General features: G+C 35.9%; 20 protein-coding genes. 9 read left to right on the top strand and 11 right to left on the bottom strand.

Annotated features, from left to right (window positions below; translation table 11 throughout):
- Positions 1 to 28: 28 nt before the first annotated feature.
- Complete coding sequence (locus tag FNE73_RS14335; RefSeq protein ID WP_228430126.1) at positions 29 to 445, bottom strand: hypothetical protein; 417 nt, start codon at positions 443 to 445, stop codon at positions 29 to 31.
- Between the two features lie 350 nt (positions 446 to 795).
- Between FNE73_RS14335 and FNE73_RS14340 the strand changes: the two genes are divergently transcribed.
- The 5 genes from FNE73_RS14340 to FNE73_RS16935 all read left to right on the top strand — a co-directional run bounded on the left by FNE73_RS14340 (position 796) and on the right by FNE73_RS16935 (position 5,175).
- The gene (locus tag FNE73_RS14340; protein WP_039369684.1) at positions 796 to 1,074 is read left to right on the top strand and encodes a co-chaperone GroES; all 279 of its coding nucleotides are present in this window, start codon (positions 796 to 798) and stop codon (positions 1,072 to 1,074) included.
- Between the two features lie 107 nt (positions 1,075 to 1,181).
- Positions 1,182 to 2,807, top strand: coding sequence for a chaperonin GroEL (groL, locus tag FNE73_RS14345; protein WP_143885253.1), 1,626 nt, complete (start codon positions 1,182 to 1,184; stop codon positions 2,805 to 2,807).
- 200 nt (positions 2,808 to 3,007) lie between these two features.
- A complete protein-coding gene (locus tag FNE73_RS14350; protein ID WP_143885254.1) occupies positions 3,008 to 3,697 on the top strand; it encodes a hypothetical protein in 690 nt (229 codons plus the stop codon).
- 1,014 nt (positions 3,698 to 4,711) lie between these two features.
- The gene (locus tag FNE73_RS16930) at positions 4,712 to 4,954 is read left to right on the top strand and encodes a GNAT family protein (protein ID WP_228430129.1); all 243 of its coding nucleotides are present in this window, start codon (positions 4,712 to 4,714) and stop codon (positions 4,952 to 4,954) included.
- Entirely contained in the window at positions 4,942 to 5,175 is a 234-nt protein-coding gene (locus FNE73_RS16935; RefSeq protein ID WP_228430132.1) for a GNAT family N-acetyltransferase, read from the top strand. The genes FNE73_RS16930 and FNE73_RS16935 overlap by 13 nt, the downstream gene beginning before the upstream one ends.
- A 247-nt stretch (positions 5,176 to 5,422) precedes the next feature.
- On the opposite strand, the gene FNE73_RS14365 is transcribed toward FNE73_RS16935, so the two are convergent.
- The 7 genes from FNE73_RS14365 to lpxK form a co-directional block, all read right to left on the bottom strand.
- Complete coding sequence (locus FNE73_RS14365; RefSeq protein WP_143885255.1) at positions 5,423 to 6,895, bottom strand: alpha-amylase; 1,473 nt, start codon at positions 6,893 to 6,895, stop codon at positions 5,423 to 5,425.
- Between the two features lie 38 nt (positions 6,896 to 6,933).
- Complete coding sequence (gene dinB, locus FNE73_RS14370; RefSeq protein WP_143885256.1) at positions 6,934 to 8,028, bottom strand: DNA polymerase IV; 1,095 nt, start codon at positions 8,026 to 8,028, stop codon at positions 6,934 to 6,936.
- Positions 8,029 to 8,107: 79 nt separating this feature from the next.
- The gene (locus FNE73_RS14375) at positions 8,108 to 8,623 is read right to left on the bottom strand and encodes a TlpA family protein disulfide reductase (protein WP_143885257.1); all 516 of its coding nucleotides are present in this window, start codon (positions 8,621 to 8,623) and stop codon (positions 8,108 to 8,110) included.
- A 130-nt stretch (positions 8,624 to 8,753) separates the two neighbouring features.
- Positions 8,754 to 9,416 (bottom strand): hypothetical protein, encoded by a 663-nt coding sequence (locus FNE73_RS14380; protein WP_228430135.1) that lies wholly within the window; start codon positions 9,414 to 9,416, stop codon positions 8,754 to 8,756.
- Positions 9,417 to 9,489: 73 nt separating this feature from the next.
- Positions 9,490 to 13,536: an Ig-like domain-containing protein gene (locus FNE73_RS14385; RefSeq protein ID WP_185147356.1), complete on the bottom strand. Its 4,047-nt coding sequence runs from the start codon at positions 13,534 to 13,536 to the stop codon at positions 9,490 to 9,492.
- A 103-nt stretch (positions 13,537 to 13,639) separates the two neighbouring features.
- Complete coding sequence (locus FNE73_RS14390; RefSeq protein WP_143885259.1) at positions 13,640 to 14,146, bottom strand: hypothetical protein; 507 nt, start codon at positions 14,144 to 14,146, stop codon at positions 13,640 to 13,642.
- Positions 14,147 to 14,470: 324 nt separating this feature from the next.
- The gene (gene lpxK / locus FNE73_RS14395; RefSeq protein WP_143885260.1) at positions 14,471 to 15,496 is read right to left on the bottom strand and encodes a tetraacyldisaccharide 4'-kinase; all 1,026 of its coding nucleotides are present in this window, start codon (positions 15,494 to 15,496) and stop codon (positions 14,471 to 14,473) included.
- Between the two features lie 150 nt (positions 15,497 to 15,646).
- On the opposite strand from lpxK, the gene truA reads away from it, so the two are divergent.
- From truA to FNE73_RS14415, 4 genes are all read left to right on the top strand, one after another.
- Positions 15,647 to 16,381, top strand: a complete 735-nt coding sequence (gene truA, locus FNE73_RS14400) for a tRNA pseudouridine(38-40) synthase TruA (protein WP_143885261.1) — start codon at positions 15,647 to 15,649, stop codon at positions 16,379 to 16,381.
- A gap of 30 nt (positions 16,382 to 16,411) precedes the next feature.
- A complete protein-coding gene (locus tag FNE73_RS14405; RefSeq protein WP_143885262.1) occupies positions 16,412 to 16,765 on the top strand; it encodes a hypothetical protein in 354 nt (117 codons plus the stop codon).
- A gap of 124 nt (positions 16,766 to 16,889) precedes the next feature.
- Entirely contained in the window at positions 16,890 to 18,641 is a 1,752-nt protein-coding gene (locus FNE73_RS14410; RefSeq protein ID WP_143885263.1) for an ABC transporter ATP-binding protein, read from the top strand.
- Positions 18,642 to 18,916: 275 nt separating this feature from the next.
- Positions 18,917 to 19,129, top strand: a complete 213-nt coding sequence (locus FNE73_RS14415) for a hypothetical protein (RefSeq protein WP_143885264.1) — start codon at positions 18,917 to 18,919, stop codon at positions 19,127 to 19,129.
- A 44-nt stretch (positions 19,130 to 19,173) separates the two neighbouring features.
- Here the strand turns inward: FNE73_RS14415 and FNE73_RS14420 are convergent, their stop codons facing one another.
- From FNE73_RS14420 to FNE73_RS14430, 3 genes are all read right to left on the bottom strand, one after another.
- Positions 19,174 to 19,947, bottom strand: coding sequence for an MATH domain-containing protein (locus tag FNE73_RS14420; RefSeq protein ID WP_143885265.1), 774 nt, complete (start codon positions 19,945 to 19,947; stop codon positions 19,174 to 19,176).
- Positions 19,948 to 20,024: 77 nt separating this feature from the next.
- Positions 20,025 to 20,993 carry a T9SS type A sorting domain-containing protein gene (locus tag FNE73_RS14425; RefSeq protein ID WP_143885266.1) on the bottom strand — a complete coding sequence of 323 codons (969 nt, stop codon included), beginning with the start codon at positions 20,991 to 20,993 and terminating at the stop codon, positions 20,025 to 20,027.
- Positions 20,994 to 21,266: 273 nt separating this feature from the next.
- The gene (locus tag FNE73_RS14430; RefSeq protein WP_143885267.1) at positions 21,267 to 21,617 is read right to left on the bottom strand and encodes a DUF2200 domain-containing protein; all 351 of its coding nucleotides are present in this window, start codon (positions 21,615 to 21,617) and stop codon (positions 21,267 to 21,269) included.
- Positions 21,618 to 21,649: the final 32 nt, after the last annotated feature.

A 21,649-nucleotide genomic window follows, 5' to 3' on the forward strand; every position in this document is an offset into this window, starting at 1 on the left:
CTGATTATTTTAATCAGCCATTTTTTTATTACAAAATAGAAAAAGTTGATATGATCGTACTTTTCTCATCCAATGAGTTAGGATTAGTAACTGTAATACCATATTCTCCCGGCAGCTTATCTTTCAGGGTTATTATATATGAATTTTGTCCATATTTTTTACCTGTAAAATTAAGATAATGAAGCTTATTCGTTTTCGTAGTTCCGAAAGTATTCATAGATGCCATTTCTGCTCTTCTGAACTTTTTATTGGAATCAAACTCAAAAATCTTGATAATAGCCATAGGATCTGTATTATTGTCTACAGCACGTACAATAAATTGAATATCATCACTAGATTTAAGTTTTGTTATAGAGCAACATCCATCAATCTGCAGCTTAGATTTAATGCTGCCAAAGCCAGTAATCACCATTCCCGCATTCATAGCAGAACGTGTTTGTGTCATATGTTTTTCCAGGAGCACCGTACTTTGATCAGGTTTTAGTAATAAACATTCTCCAATAAATTCCGGTTCAGTTGCAGTTTGACCATAGAGGCCGATTGATGACAATCCAATCGCAGCCAATAATAAAATAGTTTTCATTTATATTAATTTTTCTTAATGATTTTGCAAAAATATCATTTAATTCGAAACACAAATGACTTTTATATAAATTTATTTCATCAGAACACAAATAATAAGGTCTGCCAAAATTTCACATCCCTTAAAAAAAATCTGCCAAAAATTTCTTTCTCGTCTATTGGCACACAATTAGAGAAGTACAAGACAGAAATAACTAAAAAATTAAATATATTATGTCAGTAAACTTTAAACCATTAGCAGACAGAGTTTTGGTAGAACCAATCGCTGCAGAAACTAAGACAGCTTCAGGTATTATTATTCCGGACACCGCAAAAGAAAAACCTCAGGAAGGAACTGTTGTGGCAGTTGGTCCGGGCAAAAAAGATGAGCCTACAACTGTAAAAGTGGGTGACAAAGTTCTTTATGGAAAATATTCAGGTTCTGAATTGAAATTGGAAGGAAAGGATTATTTAATTGTAAAAGAAGGAGATTTATTGGGTATCATCGGATAAGACTCCGGATACAAGACATCAGATTTCAGATTTATTTAAATTAAAATCAAATTAAACTATTGTTGAATGTCTAACTTCTGACATCTAACATCTAATATCTAATCAAAATGGCAAAAGAAATAAAATTCGATATCGAGTCAAGAGACGCTTTAAAAAGAGGTGTTGATGCATTGGCAAATGCAGTAAAAGTAACTTTAGGTCCAAAAGGGAGAAACGTGGTAATCGAAAAATCTTTCGGTGCACCTCACGTTACTAAAGACGGGGTTTCAGTTGCAAAAGAAATCGAACTTGAAGACAGAGTAGAAAACATGGGAGCTCAAATGGTAAAAGAAGTAGCTTCCAAAACCAATGATATTGCAGGAGACGGTACAACTACCGCTACTGTTTTGGCACAGGCTATCGTAAGAGAAGGTCTTAAAAACGTAGCTGCAGGTGCAAACCCAATGGATCTGAAAAGAGGGATTGACAAAGCAGTAACTGCCGTTGTTGAGAACTTAAAATCTCAATCTAAAACTGTTGGTGATTCTACAGAAATGGTAAAGCAGGTTGCTTCTGTTTCTGCTAACAACGACGAAACAATCGGTGCTTTGATCGCTGAAGCTTTCGGAAAAGTAGGAAAAGAAGGCGTTATCACGGTAGAAGAAGCGAAAGGTATTGATACAACCGTTGATGTTGTAGAAGGGATGCAGTTTGACAGAGGTTACCAGTCGCCATATTTTGTGACTAACCCTGAGAAAATGTTGGCTGAACTTGAAAACCCATACATTCTTTTAGTTGAGAAGAAAATTTCTTCAATGAAAGAATTGCTTCCTGTTCTTGAACCAATCGCTCAAGGTGGTAAATCTTTATTGATTATTTCTGAAGAAGTTGAAGGTGAAGCTTTGGCAACTTTAGTGGTAAACAAATTAAGAGGTTCTCTTAAAATTGCTGCGGTAAAAGCTCCAGGATTTGGTGACAGAAGAAAAGCTATGTTGGAAGATATCGCCATCTTAACAGGTGGACAGGTTATTTCTGAAGAGCAAGGTTTCACTATGGAAAACATCTCTCTGGATATGTTGGGAACTGCTGAGAAAGTATCTATCGATAAAGACAATACAACTATCGTAAACGGTGGTGGTGAAGACAGCAAGATCAAAGGTAGAGTAAACCAGATCAAAGCTCAGATGGAAACAACAACTTCTGACTACGACAGAGAAAAATTACAGGAAAGATTGGCTAAATTAGCCGGTGGTGTTGCTGTATTGTATGTAGGTGCTGCTTCTGAAGTGGAAATGAAAGAGAAAAAAGACAGAGTAGATGATGCACTTCACGCAACAAGAGCTGCTGTAGAAGAAGGTATCGTTGCAGGAGGTGGTGTTGCTTTGGTAAGAGCAATCGCTTCTTTAAATGATCTTTCAGGTGCCAATGCAGACGAAAATACGGGTATCAAAATCGTAAAAAGAGCGATCGAAGAGCCATTGAGACAAATCGTTGCCAACGCAGGTGGTGAAGGTTCTGTAATCGTTGCTAAAGTTGCAGAAGGAACTGCAGATTTCGGTTACAATGCTAAAACTGACGAGTATGTAAACATGCTTGAAGCAGGTATCATCGACCCTACAAAAGTAACAAGAGTTGCCCTTGAAAACGCAGCTTCTGTTTCAGGAATGCTTTTAACAACTGAATGTGTAATCACTGAAGTGAAAAAAGACGAACCAGCTATGCCAATGGGTGGTGGAATGCCGGGAATGATGTAGCAGCGTGTCGCTGAGACAATATAAAAAAAACCGTTCAGATTTTTCTGGGCGGTTTTTATGTTTAAATTATGATTTCCCCAAAGAAAATAGTATATTTAGATTTCAATTTAATGATTAACAAACAGATATCTAAAACTAAATAACATTCTCGTAATTTGCGCAATGCGTAAATTTGGGTTGACGAAAACACTTACCTACAAATGAATAGAACATATACTTTTTTAAAAAAGAATATTGAATGGATCTGCTTACTAATGATTTTATTTTCATTTACATCTCCACTACTTTTCACAAGAAAATGGACAAATATTAGTTTTTTAGAAACTGGTCAGATTGGTGATACAATCGGCGGATTAGTCTCTCCTTTTCTAAATTTACTAAGTATTATACTTCTTTATCTAACTTTAAGGGAACAAACTGAAGGAACAAGAAAAACAAAAGATTTTGATACAATCACAAAAATGCTTGATAGTACAAAACAAGATTTTGAAAATTTAAATTTTTTCCCAACAAAAGGAAGTTTTGATTCCTATAAAGGAACAAGAGCATTATTTGGAATGGCAAATACTATCAAAAGTTGCAACGATATATCAACTTGTCTTGATGATTCTTCATTGAGGTCATTCCAATTATCTTTTACATTGTTTATAAGTAATTTAACTAAAACTTTGCAAAAAAATTTCAATAGCTCAATAGATTTAGAGGATAAAAAAGACTTCTATCAAACGTTATTATATTATAAAACTCCAATAATAATGATTTGTGATTTATGTGTTGATTATTACAACCGAAAATCACCTAACATTAACGAGATTGATAAAACAATAGGATTACTAGCAGCAGTAAAACCAGCATTAGAAAACGAATATAAAAAGTTTGCGCCTAAATAGTACTCCCCGCTCCGCAAAGCCTCCGACTTTGAGGCAGTAAAACAAATTCCCAACCATGATCAAACTCCAAATTATAACAGCACTACTTCTATCTCTATTCCTCACCAACTGCAAAAATCCAGAAACCACGAAATATAAAGTCGGTCAGGAATGGAATTACCAAACTCCCGCTGCGCAAAGTCTCATGACTTTGTGCAATAATAATAAGACAAAACCGCTCACACCAGAGCGGTTTTTCCATTTCAAAACGAGTTCAATGTCGCAGATTTCCAATCCGTGACTTTTCCCTATATTTAAAACATATTTTTCTACACAGAAAATCAATTAAACCAAACCTCAACACCATTGAAAACAAAATTATTACTCTGCTCCGCGAAGCGCACATGCTTATTTGCCCCCGCCCCCGCTGTGCAAAGTCTCCCGACTTTGAGCAACAACTTTAAATCACAGAACATCAATCTATGATTTTTTTTGCTTTGAATTAAGATCTCCGTCATTCTCCGGTTATTTAAAACAAGAGTGTTGATAACCTCCTCCAATTGCATTTTATTATAAACACACCTGTTTGTAACTTCCTGTGATTGCATTTCGTTTCCTGCAAATTGCGCAAGACCTCCGTCGTTCTCCGGTGGTTTAAAACAAGTGTGTTTGTAACCTCCTGCAATTGTATTTGGTTTCACGCAGGTTGTAGGAGACCTTTGTAGTTTCATTGCGTAAAGTACCCTTGTCAAGGTTTAAAACCTTGACAAGGGTAAAGAAAATCGTCAAATCTTAAACATATTGCCAGTTTCCAATCCGTGGCGTGGCTTTAACTGCTACTCCACTTTAACAAAAAACTATTAAAAAAATTAATTCAAACCCAAATTAACTCCACCTTACAGGATTTTTTTGCAACATTAAACCAATATATGTATTATTGTAAAAAAATTATAATCATGCATATTCAGGTTTCTCAGGATTTTAGGGAAAAACTGAAATTCCACGAAAAATTTGCCAATTTCAGCAGTTATAACTATGCAGAAAGATCATTTTAACATTGAGCCATACAGCGATAAAGTGCGAGAACAGGTTTTGAAAGTCTGGGAAAATTCAGTTCTTGCTACTCACGATTTTTTGAGTCCGAATGATTTTAGAGAAATTAAAGAATTAGTAAGCAGTATCAACTTTAATCAGCTGGATGTTTTTTGCCTGACAAACGGAAATATCGTATCCGGATTTATCGGAGTCGCTGAAAAAAGATTGAAATGCTGTTTTTAGATTCTCAGATCTTCGGAAAAGGATTGGGTCTGCAGTTGCTGAATTTCGCAGTAAAAGAACTGAAAGCCAATAAAGTTGATGTGAATGAACAAAACGTAAAAGCGGTAAAATTTTATCAAAAATCTGGATTTGAGATATTTGCAAGAATAGATCAAGATGATCAAGGAAGAAACTATCCTTTATTAAGAATGAAATTAAAAATTCAAGACACAACTGTATGACATAAATTAATTGCTTAAAGCCATAGAGATAATACTTTCAAAAACCACGGTTACCAATGCAGAATCTATGTTGTTTATGGAAAACAATGGTATCTTTATTTGTGCAACCGTTGGGCTGAATATCCGCTCAATCTTTTCAGAGGGCTTGCTGATATTGTAGAATAATGTATTATTTACAACCGTTTTTTTGCATAAAAATCAATAACCGTCCTTTTTTTAGAACGGTTATTTTTTATTTATGGTCAGATTATTCTGCAATCCATACGCTTACATTTCCTGCCGGAACCGGGAAGTTTCCCCAACCATTTTCATCAATGGTTACTTTTTCCTGGCTTCTTCCAAGTCTGTCATAAAAAGTTTTTCCAACATATTTCTCTCCCATTTCCATAGGCTTTTCATACGCATCTTTGTTACTCAACACAACAGCACAGCCGGAATGCTCTTCGTCTCCTTCCCTCACCCAGCCTAAGCAATTGGCATCTTCAAAATAATCCCGCTGAATTCCGTAGGCATTTTCTTTTCTGGCTTTTAATAATTCTTCGATTCCTTCTACTTTATCCAGAAAAATTTCCTGCTCGTTTCCTTCTCTGTCAAAATCTTTGTAATGAGCACCATACAAATCCGGATAGAAAACACACGGGTAGCCATTTTCTCTAAGCAAAATCAATGCATAAGCGAGCGGTTTAAACCAATACTCTACCGGAGCTTCCAAATCCTGTAAAGGCTGTGTATCATGATTATCAACCAGACTTACAGAATGCATGGGATCTGCCTGCGTAAGGGTTTCGTCAAAAATTCTACGAAGATCATACGAAGCACCTTCTTTGGAAGCATTACAGAAATTGTTTTGTAAAGAGCTGTCAAAAAGACTCATACAGCCTTCTGTAGCTTCAATATACTTTTGAAGAAGATTCAGATATCCGGGAGCCCAATATTCACCAACTGCAAAAATATTCTTTCCGGAATTGGAACGGAGAAGTGTGAGCCATTCTTTATAAAAATCAAATGAAATATGCTTCAACGCATCCAGTCGGACACCGTCGAAATCGGTTTGCTCAAAATACCACTGTGCCCATTTATTAAGCTCTTCCCGTACATGCGGATTTCTGTGTTCTACGTCATTGAACATTAGATAATCATAATTCCCTTTTTCATCATCAATCATTTCTTCCCAGTCATCACCATACTCAGACAAGATTTTATAAATATGCGAATCTTTTCCCTCTGCATAATCTACACCACTGAAACAGGTGAAATTCCATTCAAAATCCGAATACTTTTTATTTCTTCCGGGAAAAGTAAACTTGGTATAAGATTCTATTTCAATAGCATCTGATATAATTTTATCACGGTTATTTTCGTCAACCTTTACTACTTTAAACTTTTCAAGTTCATCTCCTCCTCCTTTGTGTCCCAAAACAATATCAACAATAACCTGAATATTTTTTTCCTTGAGCGCCTTAATGGCTTTCTGATAGTCTTTCTTGGTTCCGTATTTTGTTGCAACAGAATTTTTCTGGTCAAATTCTCCAAGATCGAATAGATCATATGCATCGTAACCTACAGAGTTTTCTCCGTCTGTTCCTTTATAGGCTGGAGGAAACCAAACTGAAGTGATGCCTAATTCTGCTAAATATGATGATTGTTGTGCTGCGTATTTCCAAAACGTTCCTCCACCTTCTGTATACCAGTGAAAGAGCTGAATCATAGTTGGGTTCATAGTTACAAGTAAATTTTATGAATAGTGTATTGCTGTCGTTAATCCTTAAATTCCTCAAACCGGATTTTGAGCTGTACAGAGACCTGCTTTTTTTCTTCGGTGTTGAGGTGTGATAATGACAATCCCAATAATCGTACCGCTTTATCGTAAGGACGTAGTTCCCACAATTTTTTAGCAGTGGAAAAATACTGTTCTGCAGAGCTGAAGTATTCTTCTTTAGTAAAACTTCTTGTAAATAGTGAAAAATCTTTATACTTGATTTTCAGTGTTAAAGATCTTCCCAAAATGTTGTTTTTCATTAATCTCTGATGAAGCTCCCTGCTTAAGTTTTCCAGCTTTTCATTAATCTGCTGTTCATCAGAAAGATCTTCAAGAAAAGTACGCTCTACAGCTACACTTTTTTGTATTCGGTTTGGTTTTACTTCCGAATGGTGAATACCTCGTACAACATCATAATAATATTTGCCTGACTTACCGAAAAGTCTCGTTAAATCTTCCAAGGATCTATTTTTCAAATCTTTTCCTTTATAGATCGACAGGCTAAACATTTTATTGGCAGTCACTTTTCCTACACCATAAAATTTATCTACCGGAAGTTCCTCCAGAAAGCTTTCAATTTTATCAGGATGAATGGTCTTCTGTCCGTTTGGTTTATTGATATCCGAAGCAACTTTAGCAAGAAATTTATTTACCGAAATACCTGCAGAAGCCGTTAAACCGGTTTCCTTAAAAATTTTTTCACGGATTTCTTTGGCAATCTGATTGGCAGATTCTATTCCTTTCTTGTTTTCGGTAACATCCAGATACGCCTCATCTAAAGAAAGCGGTTCTACAAGATCGGTATACTCATAAAATATTTCACGGATTTTCCTTGAGATTTCCTTATATCTTGCAAATCTTGGCGGAACAAAAATAAGATGCGGACACTTTTCGCGGGCTGTTTTACTTGGCATTGCAGACCGTACTCCAAATTTTCTTGCTTCATAGCTTGCCGCAGAAACCACACCACGATGACCACCACCCACTGCAATGGCTTTTCCTCTTAATTCCGGATGGTCATGCTGTTCTACAGAAGCATAAAATGCATCCATATCAACATGAATAATTTTTCTGATGGGAAAAGAAGAATCCATATCACAAAGATATGGATTCTACGTTTTTTAAATCAAGCTTCAATGTTTGCAGTTCAGATCAATAAAATTTTATTTAAAGTTATTTTAAAAGCTTATCTATTGTTTTCTGAATTTCAGGATCTTCAGGTGAGATTGCATAGTATTTGGCAATTCCCGACTGCTGATCTACAACCATATATCTTGGAATCCAGTTAAGATCAACATAATTGTTAAAGTTATTTTTCCAGCCTACAGAAAACCAATAGTTTTCTTTATCTTTCATACTAAACCTCTCCAGACTGCTGTCAAATTTCTCTTTTGACCGTTCCAGAGAAAAGAAAACAAAATCTACATCGGGGTTATTTCTTTCAAGCTCTTCCGCTTTTGGCAATGCTAAAAGGCAGTCTCTGCACCATCCTGCCCAGAAATCTATAACCAGAACCTTACCTTTATGCTGATCAAGAATTTCCTGAACACTTATTTTCTTACCATTTTCATCTTCAAGCTTCTGGCGTAATGCCTCTTTTGAAAACTGCGTTTTATTTTCCTGTGGTGCTTTCTGGGCACAGCTTAATGTAAAGATACTCATCATTACAAAAATCATAATCTGCTTCATTCTCAATATTTTTTTTACAAATCTAAACATTGAAGCGTATATATCGTAAAATTTTAACAAACAATAAGATGTTAAAAAGACAATCCCTGAAAATCTTCAGGGATTGTCTGATTGTTTTTTACAGATTTAGTTAAGGCTGCCAAAAGCTCCACACAGTTCCGTTGAATACAGCTAACTGCTGCTTAACGGTATCAAAAACCATCATTCCGGGAGAAGGATTGATGACATTCAGATGCGGACTTGCCACTTTAGGTAAAACCATGGCGCGGTTTGTATCTGTAAGCACAAGGATACCATTGGTTGTATCTGCTGCAGAATTTGTTCCGATTGCTACTTTTGCAGTAGCATTTTCTCTTTTATTATCCTGCAAAGAGCTGTCTACTGTATTATTTCCCGTAATAGTCTGATTAGTATTATCTGCTCTTGTTACCGTTACAGGATAGGTTACATTCGTAAGATTAAACCATGCTCCGTCTTTTCGGTATTTCACATTTCTGTCAGAAAGATCAAAGATCAGAGTTCCGTTTTCAATGGTTCCCTGCATCCCTCTATAACCCGCTCCTGTTGCTGCGTTGTATGCTGCAGGCTGATTGTTGACCGTAGAAGTCCACGGAAGAACGATCCCATATTTATTGTCGGGTGCATCATAAAATTCTAAAGAAATGCTTGTATTGGTTGTTGTATTTGCCGGCTGTATTTTGGAAAGCTCACTTTTCCCTATAGCAACCTGTGCTTTTGCAGAAAAAAACACTGCAAAAGCAATTATGGTGATGATATTTTTAATATTATTCATTTTAAATTATCTTTAATATCTAAGATGAGGATATTCAATTACACTTAAAAGTTCTATGTAAATTGACCAAGGATCAATCCGGACAAGCTTGATTTTCAAAACAGTGCCACGCAGGATTAGCGTCCCCAGACTTCAAAGCATAAATTTTAAGACATTTTGCCTGAATATCGTATACCATCATTCCGATAACCGGATTGGTAATATTGCTGAGTGATGCAGTATCCGCAACCCTATTGATAACAAATCCTTTTTCTTTTGACTCAATGACGCTCCATGCACTTTCTCTTACCATCGGCCAGTTTCCGTTATCGGCTCCTGCTGCAGATAATGCTGTAACACCATGCTTTGCAGGAAATGTAGCTCCTGCATTCGTTACTGCCGGTTTGTAACATCTTGAAGAACTAACCGTAATAGAAAATGTCTGAACAGGCGAAGTATCAACGCCTCCATTAGCTACACCGCCATCATCCTGAATTCTAACACTTACAGCAGCAGTTCCTGCCGCATTTGCCGCAACCGTATACTGAAGCTGACCTGCTGCATTTACAGAAGGCTGTACACTAAACATTGCATTGTTGTTATTGGTAACAATAAAACTAATATTTTGTACAGATTCGTTCGCAGGTCCGCGGCTGATATTGGTAGCCCATCCAGGAACTGTATAAGCAACTGGAGATCCGCTTTGTGTATGTGCCTGATCTGCTCCTTTTGTGAATGAAGGTGCATCATTTACAGGAGTTATGGTAACCGTAATAGAGGTTGGATTAGAGATGAATCCTCCGTTGCTTTCTACTGTGTAAAAAATAGAATCGGTGCCAAAATAATCAGCAACAGGTGTAAAGGTAACATTTCCACTGTTATCAACACTCCAGCTTCCATTTGTTGTCGTCACTGAAACCTGACGTCCTGGAGTTGACGGATCAAGATCTACCGTTCCTGCATTGATGCTTCCGGTAGGTACCGTATCATTTAATAAAATATTAAAGGTCACAGGATTGTCTTCCAAAGTATTTGCTGTATCAGGATTAGATACCGGATTATTCACTAAAATTCCAAAATTAACATTGGTATTATTGGTATTATTTCCGGCGGTTACTACAAGGAATCCATTAGTTGTACTTCCACCTGTTAAGGAATTCGCCGCATCGTTATCAATCGCCCCGTTGAATGTAGCACCAGACGGAAGGTCTGATGTAACAGGCACTGCTATACCATCACCATAAGGTGTTGTTTTGATGAATATCCTATAAAAATTTGCTGTGGTATTTGCAAGATAACTAAATTTATAAGTCCCATCCGGAGCTATTGTTACTGATGAAATAGCGTTATAAGGAGCTGTATTTGAAGTTAATACCGCATATAATTGCTGACCTCCAATCTGCGAAATAGGAATCCCATCTACTTTCTGAGGACTTACAGATCCATTCTGGTCATTATAAACAGTTCCTGAGATTTCATTGTTCACATTATTAGATATGGCAAGTGTACGGCAAACCTGTGTTCCCGTAACGCACGAATTGGTTGGCGTAGCACAAACGTTGTAATTTGACCCGTCTTGTCCCGCATTATTAAAATTCACTAAAATTGAATCAGTACCCTGCCCTGAAGTAATGGTAGCTCCTGTAGGAACCGTCCAAGTATATCCAGTTGCACCGGAAATACCGGTAAGAGTAAAGCTTACACTACTCTGGTCATCTCCGAAGGAAGTATAGAATACAGTAATGGTTACATTATCTACGGAAGCCGTGGGTGCCGTTCCTGTATTATAAGCTGTACGAATTCTCAACCCTGTATTTGCAAAGTCAGCAGGTGTCCAGCTTGCTCCCCAAAGATTAGCATTGCCTCCGTAATTAACAGTACCTGCAGCTGTAGCCCAGTTTGCTGCTGTATTTGCTAAATTTGTACCCGTTACTGTTCCGTTTCTTAATAGTTGTACAGTATTATCTCGTACAGCACTTGTGCTACTGCGAAGTATACCTACTTGTATTCCGGTAATAGTAGACAGCGCAGGTATTGCGGAAGTAAGATTCGGGAATGAAATATCTAAATTCTGCGATAAAGTATTTGTAGATGATAAAGCTACAGATGCACTATTGTTATTAGCAGTTATGGCATTACCCGGATTTGTCCAAGCTACACCAGTTCCGGAATTAACAGCAGAGATGCCGTTCTGCGCACCTGTGCTTAATATTGAACCATTTTGTCCCGTTGAGCTGCTTATTACTCCTGTTCCAGTAATGCTGCTTGCCGAAGAAACTGTTGCAGTTACCGGTGTACGACCTGTTTCGCATCCATTATTCGGATTATAGAATGAAACATAATAAGTTGTCGTCCCTGATATATTTGGTGTTGTAAAAGAAGGACCAGTTGCAAGAGGGCTTCCGCCTGTAGGAGCTGAGTACCATCGGTATTGCTGATTTCCTTGTGCTCCGGATGCCGTAAGAACAACCGTACCTGCCTCACAACGACTTGCTCCCGTTACATTTACCGGATCTACATAAGCTGTATGGGAAGCGGATATTGTATCTTCATAAAGTCCGGGTGTTGCAGCGGTGGCAGTATTAGTAATTGTACCCTGTGCATTGCAATTTACTGTAACATCAAAAGTAATTGTAGCTTGTACCCCCGGTAATAAAGTAATGTTATCACCGCTTACAATCACATTGGGCGGAACACCATTGATCAAGGTGCCTCCTGAAAGAGCATTGGTCTTATTTTGCGCTGCCTGAGAAAGTGTATATTGTAAAAGGATGTCATCTACAGTTACAGTTCTGGTTCCCCATGCAGTTCCGCTATTAACCAATCGTATACGCATATCACCTGTTAAATATGAAGAGTTAATTGGTGCACTGAAAGTACCACTTGTTGTACCAGTTATTGTTCCGATAGAAAAATAATTGGATCCGTTTGGTGAAACCTGCACGTCTAAGGTTCCGCCAACAGCACTTTGAGTATAGACAAATGAAAGTGTTGCACTTGTTGCTCTGGTAAGATTGGCTGTTCTTTCAATTCCTCTTCCAACAGGCAAAGTAACAAAGTTTAAGCGATTTCCGGTAATAGATATTTGTCCGGCTGCAGGGTTTGTGGTTTCGCCTATTTCTGCCCATTCATTTTTCCATAAAGCTGTACCATTGTTACGGGCATAAGATACCGAGTTAAAATTATCTGCCACATTCTCATTCACACTTGCAGCAGGAACGGAAATAGTTGTACTGTTTGGCACATAAGTAAGTCCTGCCGGAAGAGGGTCTGTAAGTGTAACATTTTCAGAAGTACTTCCTAAATTATCCAGAACCATAGTGTATTTCCTTGTTTCACCTCCCACAAAATAATTGCTATCAGCGGTTTTATTGATATACATCAATTTCACAGGGTTTCTTACGCTTGTAGGATTAGAGAAAGTACCTCCCGCAGTACCAAATTGTACTGAATACTGACGAGAAGTTCCTGTATTGCTTTTACCTAAAGCAAAAGTAACTTTGGTATAAGGGAATTTGTATTGTGCAATAAATGCTGCAGTATTTTCAAATGTCACATTCGTTAAATCCCCTGTAATTCCTCCAAATCTTGTCCTTCCGGATGGTTGCTGGCTGATCGTCAATCCACTGGTAGCATCAACCTGATAGGTAGAATAACCTCCAACTTCTACGAATTCACTACCATCAATATCTACCGAAGTAAAATAATACTCCGAAATATAGGCTCTGTTATTGGTAATTACTTCATAGAATTCTAATTCAAATAGAGCAAAACCTCCCGCTGTATTGGTAGTGATAAAAGGCTGAAACCTTGCCGGAAGTCCAACTGTTTCACTATCCAAAGTGGTAATTGCAGCTCCATTGAGTTCTTTAATGGTAAGGATACCATAAATAGTAATACCATTGGTCGTAAGAAGATTATCATACCGCCAGACAGAACCTGCAGAAAGACCACCATTACCCGCGTTCGTAATCAGTGTCCTATTAGAATTGAGGAAACTGAGGTTTTGTCCCGGAATTGCTAAAACAAAAGAATTTGGTTGTTGAGCAGAAGCTGTGAAATAATTGAGTATTACAAGCATTGCTATTAATAAACTCCTGATTTTCTTCAGGTGATTATCTTTAAAAATATAGTTTTTCATTATCATGATAAAAAATCAGAGCACCGCATTACGGGGCTTATTCTGACGTTAAAAGTTTTCAAGTATAAAATAAATTGATATCAGAAAGTAATATTCTGAATGTTTACGCAAATCCGGGCGGAGGTCTTGTTAGAAAATATTCCTTGCTTCTATAAAAAACAGGTGTGGATGTATAGAAAAATTTATTTCTTTCAAAAAGAAAAATTATATCAAAACGGTTATCGTTTTTTGCAGCAACACCATACTTTGATGAATCATTTTGTAAAACTAAAGATTTTTGAAAAGAATCATATTGCCTAAAATACCGATCATCATCCGTATTTTTAAAGAAATTCTGTAATACATTTTGAAAATGATCTCCTGAAGCGCGCCTGTACTGCCTATGTGTGAGAGTCTTATTTTTTTTATGGTAAGGTTTTCTCTTAAATGAATTTTTATCCGAGCCTTTATGGTTGTGAGATTCTCCGGATGAAGCTGTAACCGATGAAAGTGAATTTTTTAAATTTTCTGTAGCAACAATAGACTTTTCAGCAATAATTTTAGCATCACCGATGACATAAATTTGCGCTGAGATATTAACGAATGACAAAAAAAGAATGAGACTTATCAAAAATTTTTTTTTGATATTTATGCCCTTCCTGTAAAAAGCAAACATTATAAAAGTGCTATTTGTTTATTTTTGGCAAATCTACATTTTATTTTAGAATAAATTAAATTAAAAAGTATCGTAATTTATTATATATTAATAATATTTAATAAAATAACATGATTTTTATCATTTTACCAAAATACAGATACCTAGGTATGTCCATATTTTAATATTATGTCTAAAGTATCGGTAGAAATATTAGTCAATAACAAAAATGCCTGATTTGTCAACCAAGCAAAAAGACTACTGTAAAGTAAGATAAATATAACCTATAGGTAAGAGTAACTATTTACGGTTTACAAAATTCATAATGATTTGATTAAACTCCTCTTTCCTGTCTATTACAACATTGATCGGCCAGTAATAAACCAAATCTCTCAGATAATCAAAAGTTTTAAGACGAACATAATCTTTTTCGGTAGTAAGAATCAGTTTATATTCACCCATTTTTTTGTACTCTGCCAAAATATTTTTAATGTCAGAGTCAGAAAAATTATGGTGATCTCTGAATTTTAGATGTTTCACTCGCTGAGAAAACTTCGCAAGATGTGCCAGTAAAGGTTTAGGATTCGCAATTCCTGTAATCAAAAGAATATCGTAATAATTCAGATTATTATCAGGCAGCATTTTATCTCTTGAATAAACGTTTTCATCATATCCAATGGAAGAGAAAAATACTTTTTGATGAGCTGTTGGTTTTATTCTGGAAATATAATAGCGTTTTGTTTCTTCCGTTAACTCATCCGGACATTTGCTAACCATAATAATGTCGGCTCTTTTAGCTCCCGACCTTGATTCTCTCAAATCTCCCGCAGGAAGAATATGATCTTTAAAATAAGGATCATTGAAGTCGGTCATAAGAATATTAAAGCCTGCTTTGATGGGTCTGTGCTGCATTGCGTCATCCAGAATCAGAACATCCAGATCCATATCATCAATCACCTTTTTTGCTCCGGGAACTCTTTCTTCCGAAACTGCGATTACAAAACGGTTTTTAAAACGCTCAAAAAGCTGCATCGCTTCATCGCCAACAGTTTTATAATTGCTTTCATAATTGGTTACTTCATACCCTTTTGTCAATCTTCCGTATCCTCTGGAAAGAACGCCGGTTCTGTAATTTTTTGACAAAGATTTTGCCAGATACATCACCATAGGAGACTTTCCGCTTCCGCCCACAGACAGATTACCGACATTGATAATCGGCGTTTTAAATTTAGTAGATTTAAAAATTCCCAGATCATACATCGTATTACGAAAACCCGTAACCATGTGAAAACCTAAAGAAAAAGGATAGAGATACCATCTTTTCATACGTTGGCAAAAATAAGAATTTTAAAAACTATCTGATGATGTTTTTAGTCAGTTTTTACAAAATATTCACATCAATATTTACATTAAATTAAAGTATTTTTGCAAATAGATTTTTAAAAAAACCTCATCTTGAATTAAAACATATCAGCTTTGAGATATTTTATAGAATTTTCATACAACGGTAAAAATTATTTCGGTTATCAGATTCAGCCAAAAGACATTTCGGTACAGGAAGAGCTTGAAAAAGCACTTTCTACCATTCTTAGAGAACCTATCAAAACCACAGGAGCAGGACGTACCGACACAGGAGTTCATGCAAAAAAAATGTTTGCTCATTTTGATACCAGTCAAGATTTATCTCCACAGCTTGTACATCAACTCAACAGTTTTTTACCGAATGATATCGCTGTTTATAAAATATTTAAGGTAAAAGATGACTTTCATGCCCGATTTGATGCTACTTTCAGAACGTATGAATATTACATTTCATTAGAAAAAAATCCTTTCACACAGGATTCTGCATGGCAACATTGGAGAAGACCATTAGACATCAATAAAATGAATGAAGCCTGCAGAATTTTATTTGATTACGAAGATTTCACAAGTTTTGCCAAGCTTCATACCGATAACAAAACCAATCTTTGCTCCATCTATAAAGCCGAATGGGAGCAAAACGGAGCAGAATTAAAATTTACTGTTTCAGCCAATCGTTTTTTAAGAAATATGGTAAGAGCAATTGTAGGAACTATGGTAGATATCGGCGCAGGCAAAATTCAGCCAGAAGACCTTCGGAATATCATAGAAAATAAAAACCGTAATTCTGCAGGTACATCAGCACCTGCTCACGGACTTTTTTTGGTAGATGTAGGATATGATTTTGAATAAATACTTATATTCGCTATAAAAAACTTAATCATGTTGTCTATTTTCATTGCTATTGCAGCCTACAGGTATTATGCCGGATTAGCCGAAAAGTTCGGTAAAACAAAATGGCATTTCGGTCTTTTGGCGGTCGTTATTTATTTTGGGTTTCAGGTATTATTCCTTTTTTCTTACTCATTTTATGTAGCTGTTTCCAATCCGGACTCCTTGAATGACAATAATTATGCAGGATTTTCATCAATGAATATGATAAGCTGGATTTTTGCCATCGCGGCTGTTTATGGATTTTATAAAATTCTTGAAAAAAGATTCGAAAGAGGAATAATAAAAACTAATGTAAGTGAAATTGAAGAAATTGGATCTGATCCAACTAAAAACTTTCATTAGAAACATTCATCAGGTCAATAATCATCATCTGCAATTTTCTATCCAACTTCTTCGGGCATTCAATTTATAAAGCCGTATTTTTGCAAAGATTTTTTTGATATAATTCCTTGCGAACCTTCGTACAATGAAAAAACAAGACACTTGGGCGATTATTAAACGGCTTTTTTTTATCGGAATGAAATTCCGGTCCTGGTTTATTATTACCCTTATTATTTCTATTATTTTATCTGTAGTTTCTACCTACCGACCCTATCTTACAATGCAGATTGTAGATAATGACATCACCAAGCTTAAAGATAAAGCTTTGATGATGAAGCATATTTATATGCTGGTAGGATTGGTTTTTGCCGAAACTATTTTAAATTTCTTTCTGGTTTACTTTTCCAATTATATTTCTCAAAATGTGATCCGTGACATCCGTGAAAGGCTGTATCATAAGCTGATTTATTTCAGGACAGCTTTTTTTGATAAAACTCCGATCGGGCAGTTGGTTACCAGAGCCGTAGGTGATGTTGAGACTATTGCAACCGTTTACACAGACGGATTCCTTATGGTTTTCGGTGATGTACTCAGAATTGCTTTCGTATTATTTATGATGTTTCAGGTTGATGTGCACCTCAGCTATATTTCTTTGGCAATTTTACCATTGATGGTGGTGATCACAAGATTTTTTCAGAAAAGACTTAAAAAAGCTTTTGGAGATGAAAGATCATGGACTGCGACACAAAACTCGTTTGTACAGGAACGATTAGCAGGAATGTCTATTATACAGGTTTTTAACAGACAGGAATCAGAATTTAGAAAGTTTGACGATATTAATATTACTCTGAAAAGCGCTTTATTGCGTACTGTATTTATCTTTTCTCTGTTTTTTCCTGTTGTGGAACTTATTTCGTCGCTGTTTATTGGTTTTGTGCTTTTTTACGGTGGTTACATTACCATCAGTGCAGGGGTTGTAATTGCATTTATTCAATTTATTTCCATGCTTATCCGTCCTTTGAGACAGATTGCAGATCGTTTCAACAACATTCAGCGCGGAATTGTAGGAGCTGAAAGAGTTTTAGGAATAATGGATGAAGATTACGCCATGACTAATACCGGAACGGTGAAAAAAGACCATTTTGCAGGAAAAATTGATTTTAAAAATGTGCATTTTTCTTACGATGACAAACAGGAGGTTTTAAAAGGAATAGATTTTACAGTAAATCCCGGGGAAACCGTTGCTATCGTAGGTGCAACCGGAGCAGGAAAATCTACCATCATTAGTTTAATCACAAGATTATATGACATCAATTCCGGAAAAATTCTAATTGACGATATTGAGCTTAAAGATTACGAGCTGTATAATCTGAGAAGTCATATTGGTGTCGTTCTGCAGGATGTATTTCTCTTCCATGGAAGTATCTACGAAAACCTTGCTTTTGGTGATGATGAAATTACTTTAGACAAAATAAAAGCTGCGGCTAAAGAAATTGAAGTAGATCATTTTATTGAACAGCTTCCGGGAAGTTACGATTATGTAGTAAGCGAAAGAGGGTCTTCAATTTCACTGGGACAGAGACAATTGCTGTCTTTCCTCAGAGCTTATCTTTCTGATCCTAAAATATTAATTCTGGATGAGGCAACCTCATCTATTGACCATGAAAGTGAGAAATTAATACAGCGTGCAACGGAAAAAATCACACAAAACAGAACCTCCATTATTATCGCTCACAGACTTTCTACAATAGAAAAAGCAGATAAAATTATCGTCATGGAACATGGTAAAATTGTTGAGGAAGGAAAACATCTGGAATTGTTAGACAAAAACGGCTATTACTCAACTCTATATAAAGCTCAATTGAGACATGAAGTTGAAGAAGAGGCAAAGAAATAGAAAAAATATCATAAATACTACTAAAGTTTGAATCTCGGATTCAAACTTTTTTTTGTTAATAAGTCCGCTCAGTAACGTAAAATTGATATTCAGTTAATATTTAGTTAATATTAGCCTGTTTAGGTATAACTTTTGCATATACTTAAAACCATTACAATACCCTCATTTTATCTGGAAAAATACGGTAATTTTAACAAAAATTACATTATACCATATATTACAAAGGGTAATACAATGTAAGCATATCAATTTTTAACTAAAACCAAAATAATAAGATGAATACTACACAAGACGAATTTTCAGTTTTTAAAGAAGAACTTAAAAAGCTAAATATTGAAGTAAAAAAGATCGTGAAAGTAGGAAACGGCAGCATGGATTTCCATGAAGTGTTTTACAAATCCCCACGATACGACGACGTAAAAACTGTATTTGTACAGCGGCATACTCTTGATAATCTGATTTCAAGATTCAGAGAGTGCTATACTTAAGAAAAAAACAGCGGTAAAGAAATTTAGCCGCTGTTTTTGTATAACTAAAAACGATATCCTAAAGAAAAACCAGTTCTAAACCCCGCCCAAGGTCCGTCTATATTTATTTTGGCACCTGAAGGATTGGTTTCTACGGTATAATCTACAAAAGGAATATCAAGATTTTCAATTTCCTGCTTTAGCTGAGCCTGCATTTCAGGGGTAAGAACTACAACATCACCTGTAAGAACAAAATTTCCTTTTCCTTTGCCGTAATGTGCCCCCGCAATCCAGAAATCTAAAATAAAATTATGCTGTCTGGTAAGGAAAAACTGAGCTCCGATCATCAATCCCCCGCTATTTCCGCTTGCGTTTCCATTTCCTTTCAAAGGGATCGGAAATACCGTCCCCAATGCATTGTAATCATAAGTAAAGCCGAATGTATTGGAAGAAACTTTTGAATACCTGTAATAAGGAGCAAAATAAAAGCCTTTTCCATATCCTTCACCAATGTAAAATCTTGGCTCAATGGTAAAATTGGTCGCTTTAATCCTTACATTCTGAAAGTTTTGCTCATCTTTTTCATCCAGAAAAGCATTCATAAAAGGTACTCGTCCTTCCGCAACAGTTCCGAAACCTATATTTACGGCAAACCATCTGTTGATGGATCTTTCGTATGAAAGATTAATGTTTCTGAAAGCAAATCCCGTAACATTGGTTTTGATGATGTTCATCTTATCTTCAGGGATAGAATTCTGAACAGAGCTGCCCAAAATACTATCCTGTGCAGAAATTTCAGACATACAAAATGCTGAAATTAAAAGTAATAGTTTTTTCATTGTGATTGGTGTATAAGGTGGTTATATTAAAGCAAACAAAAACCGTTCTAAAAACGAACGGCTATAATTTTTATAGATCAATTTTTTATAAATTTAGTTTTTTCTGTTTTTTTCGAATCTGAAACTTCAATAAAATAAGAAGAGACAGGCAGGTCAGAAATATCAATATTACCCGATTTATAACGGATTGTTTTCACAAGTTTTCCTTCCAGGCTATAAATATTGATGACCGAACCTTCGGGTACATCACCTTTCATACTGATGAAGTTTTTAGCCGGATTAGGATAAATGCTTATTTTTTCTTTCAGATTCACATCTGAAACCGATAAGAATGTTTCATTTAAAGCCTGTGCACTGTTAGTTGTCTGCGGGTTCCCCTGAAAAGTAATCACCGCTGTAGTTGTATTCAGTAAAGGAAATTTGTGAAGATTATCATAATAAGCATAAGAAGTATTGGAAACCGAACCAACAGGAAAACCAAAAATGGTAAGATTAAGATTCTGAACAGATTTTATCCTCAGAACATTGCCGTATGTTTTGGAACCTATTAAAAGAGTGCCTGCTGCATCTGCAGTAATAGCAATAGTTCCGGTGAAATTTCCGGATCCGGATGAAGAAGTGAATGTTCCTGCTGCAGTATCGTTTTCCGAATACCCAAAAGCAGCGGGGTAACTGATGTAAGTGCCGTTGTTTGTAATAAAATTAAGGGTTGCATCAGGTGTTACCAGTCCTGTAATTTCCAGCTTTGATGCAGTAGCTTTGTAATATGCTGTACTTCCGTTACCTGTCATCTTGATTGTAGTTCCTGGAAAGGTAGATATTTCAGAAGCCGTGGGAGCAACATAACTGGATACTGACGCAGCACCAGCTGTAAGACCAACATTGTTAAATGTTGTATTATTGCCTGTCGCTGAATTGTTTACGGTTCCGTTAACGTTTACATTGTTTACCACATCACCGATTACGGGATCATGAAAAGCTTTTGTGATTGTTGTCTGTGCAGAAAACATCCCTGCTGAAAGTATAAATAGTAAATGTTTTTTCATGTATCTAACGTTTATAGTTTTTTTTAAATGAATATCCGTTATTAATCATAATGCTTTTTTAACGAAAAGGAGCACAAATATTTTTTCTAATATGATAAAAAGCGGACAATCAGTTTTTTTATATCTTATTTAATTATCAAAAATATAATGGCTAAATTTTTAAATAAAGATAAAATATTATCTAATATATTTTAAATTATTTTTATAATGACCATCAAATTAATAAATCCGGAAGTTCAAATTTCAGATGAGTTATTCTGTTTTTAAAAACGTCTAATGACGTAGAATTTTTTCCATTTTCTTTCCTTTGGCAAGCTCGTCAATCAACTTATCCAAATACCTGATGTTACGCATCAGTTCATCATCAATTTCTTCAACTCTGTACCCGCAGATCACTCCTTTGATCATTTCCGCATTCGGATTCATTCTCGGTGCTTCAGCAAAAAAACTGGTAAAATCTGTTTTTTGATCCAAAACTTTTTTCAGACCCTCCTCATCATACCCTGTTAGCCAGAAAATAATCTGATGAACTTCTTCCTTTGTTTTTCCCTTTTTCTCAGCCTTTGCAATATAATGTGGATAAACGCTTACAAAAGGCATAGCAAATATTTTTGTGTTCTTCATATTAATATCATAGAATTTGTTTTTAAAACAAC

Origin of the sequence: Chryseobacterium binzhouense, from assembly GCF_007474545.1 — a bacterium.
In the GTDB taxonomy this organism is placed as follows: domain Bacteria; phylum Bacteroidota; class Bacteroidia; order Flavobacteriales; family Weeksellaceae; genus Chryseobacterium; species Chryseobacterium binzhouense.

Coding starts and splice junctions, on each gene's coding strand:
- FNE73_RS16930 (WP_228430129.1), top strand. CDS start 4,712: ATGCAGAAAGATCATTTTAACATTGAGCCATACAGCGATAAAGTGCGA.
- FNE73_RS14410 (WP_143885263.1), top strand. CDS start 16,890: ATGAAAAAACAAGACACTTGGGCGATTATTAAACGGCTTTTTTTTATC.
- FNE73_RS14335 (WP_228430126.1), bottom strand. CDS start 445: ATGACACAAACACGTTCTGCTATGAATGCGGGAATGGTGATTACTGGC.
- FNE73_RS14425 (WP_143885266.1), bottom strand. CDS start 20,993: ATGAAAAAACATTTACTATTTATACTTTCAGCAGGGATGTTTTCTGCA.
- groL (WP_143885253.1), top strand. CDS start 1,182: ATGGCAAAAGAAATAAAATTCGATATCGAGTCAAGAGACGCTTTAAAA.
- FNE73_RS14375 (WP_143885257.1), bottom strand. CDS start 8,623: ATGAAGCAGATTATGATTTTTGTAATGATGAGTATCTTTACATTAAGC.
- dinB (WP_143885256.1), bottom strand. CDS start 8,028: ATGGATTCTTCTTTTCCCATCAGAAAAATTATTCATGTTGATATGGAT.
- FNE73_RS14385 (WP_185147356.1), bottom strand. CDS start 13,536: ATGAAAAACTATATTTTTAAAGATAATCACCTGAAGAAAATCAGGAGT.
- FNE73_RS14350 (WP_143885254.1), top strand. CDS start 3,008: ATGAATAGAACATATACTTTTTTAAAAAAGAATATTGAATGGATCTGC.
- FNE73_RS14340 (WP_039369684.1), top strand. CDS start 796: ATGTCAGTAAACTTTAAACCATTAGCAGACAGAGTTTTGGTAGAACCA.
- FNE73_RS14420 (WP_143885265.1), bottom strand. CDS start 19,947: ATGAAAAAACTATTACTTTTAATTTCAGCATTTTGTATGTCTGAAATT.
- FNE73_RS14405 (WP_143885262.1), top strand. CDS start 16,412: ATGTTGTCTATTTTCATTGCTATTGCAGCCTACAGGTATTATGCCGGA.
- FNE73_RS16935 (WP_228430132.1), top strand. CDS start 4,942: ATGCTGTTTTTAGATTCTCAGATCTTCGGAAAAGGATTGGGTCTGCAG.
- FNE73_RS14415 (WP_143885264.1), top strand. CDS start 18,917: ATGAATACTACACAAGACGAATTTTCAGTTTTTAAAGAAGAACTTAAA.
- FNE73_RS14380 (WP_228430135.1), bottom strand. CDS start 9,416: ATGAATAATATTAAAAATATCATCACCATAATTGCTTTTGCAGTGTTT.
- FNE73_RS14430 (WP_143885267.1), bottom strand. CDS start 21,617: ATGAAGAACACAAAAATATTTGCTATGCCTTTTGTAAGCGTTTATCCA.
- FNE73_RS14365 (WP_143885255.1), bottom strand. CDS start 6,895: ATGAACCCAACTATGATTCAGCTCTTTCACTGGTATACAGAAGGTGGA.
- lpxK (WP_143885260.1), bottom strand. CDS start 15,496: ATGAAAAGATGGTATCTCTATCCTTTTTCTTTAGGTTTTCACATGGTT.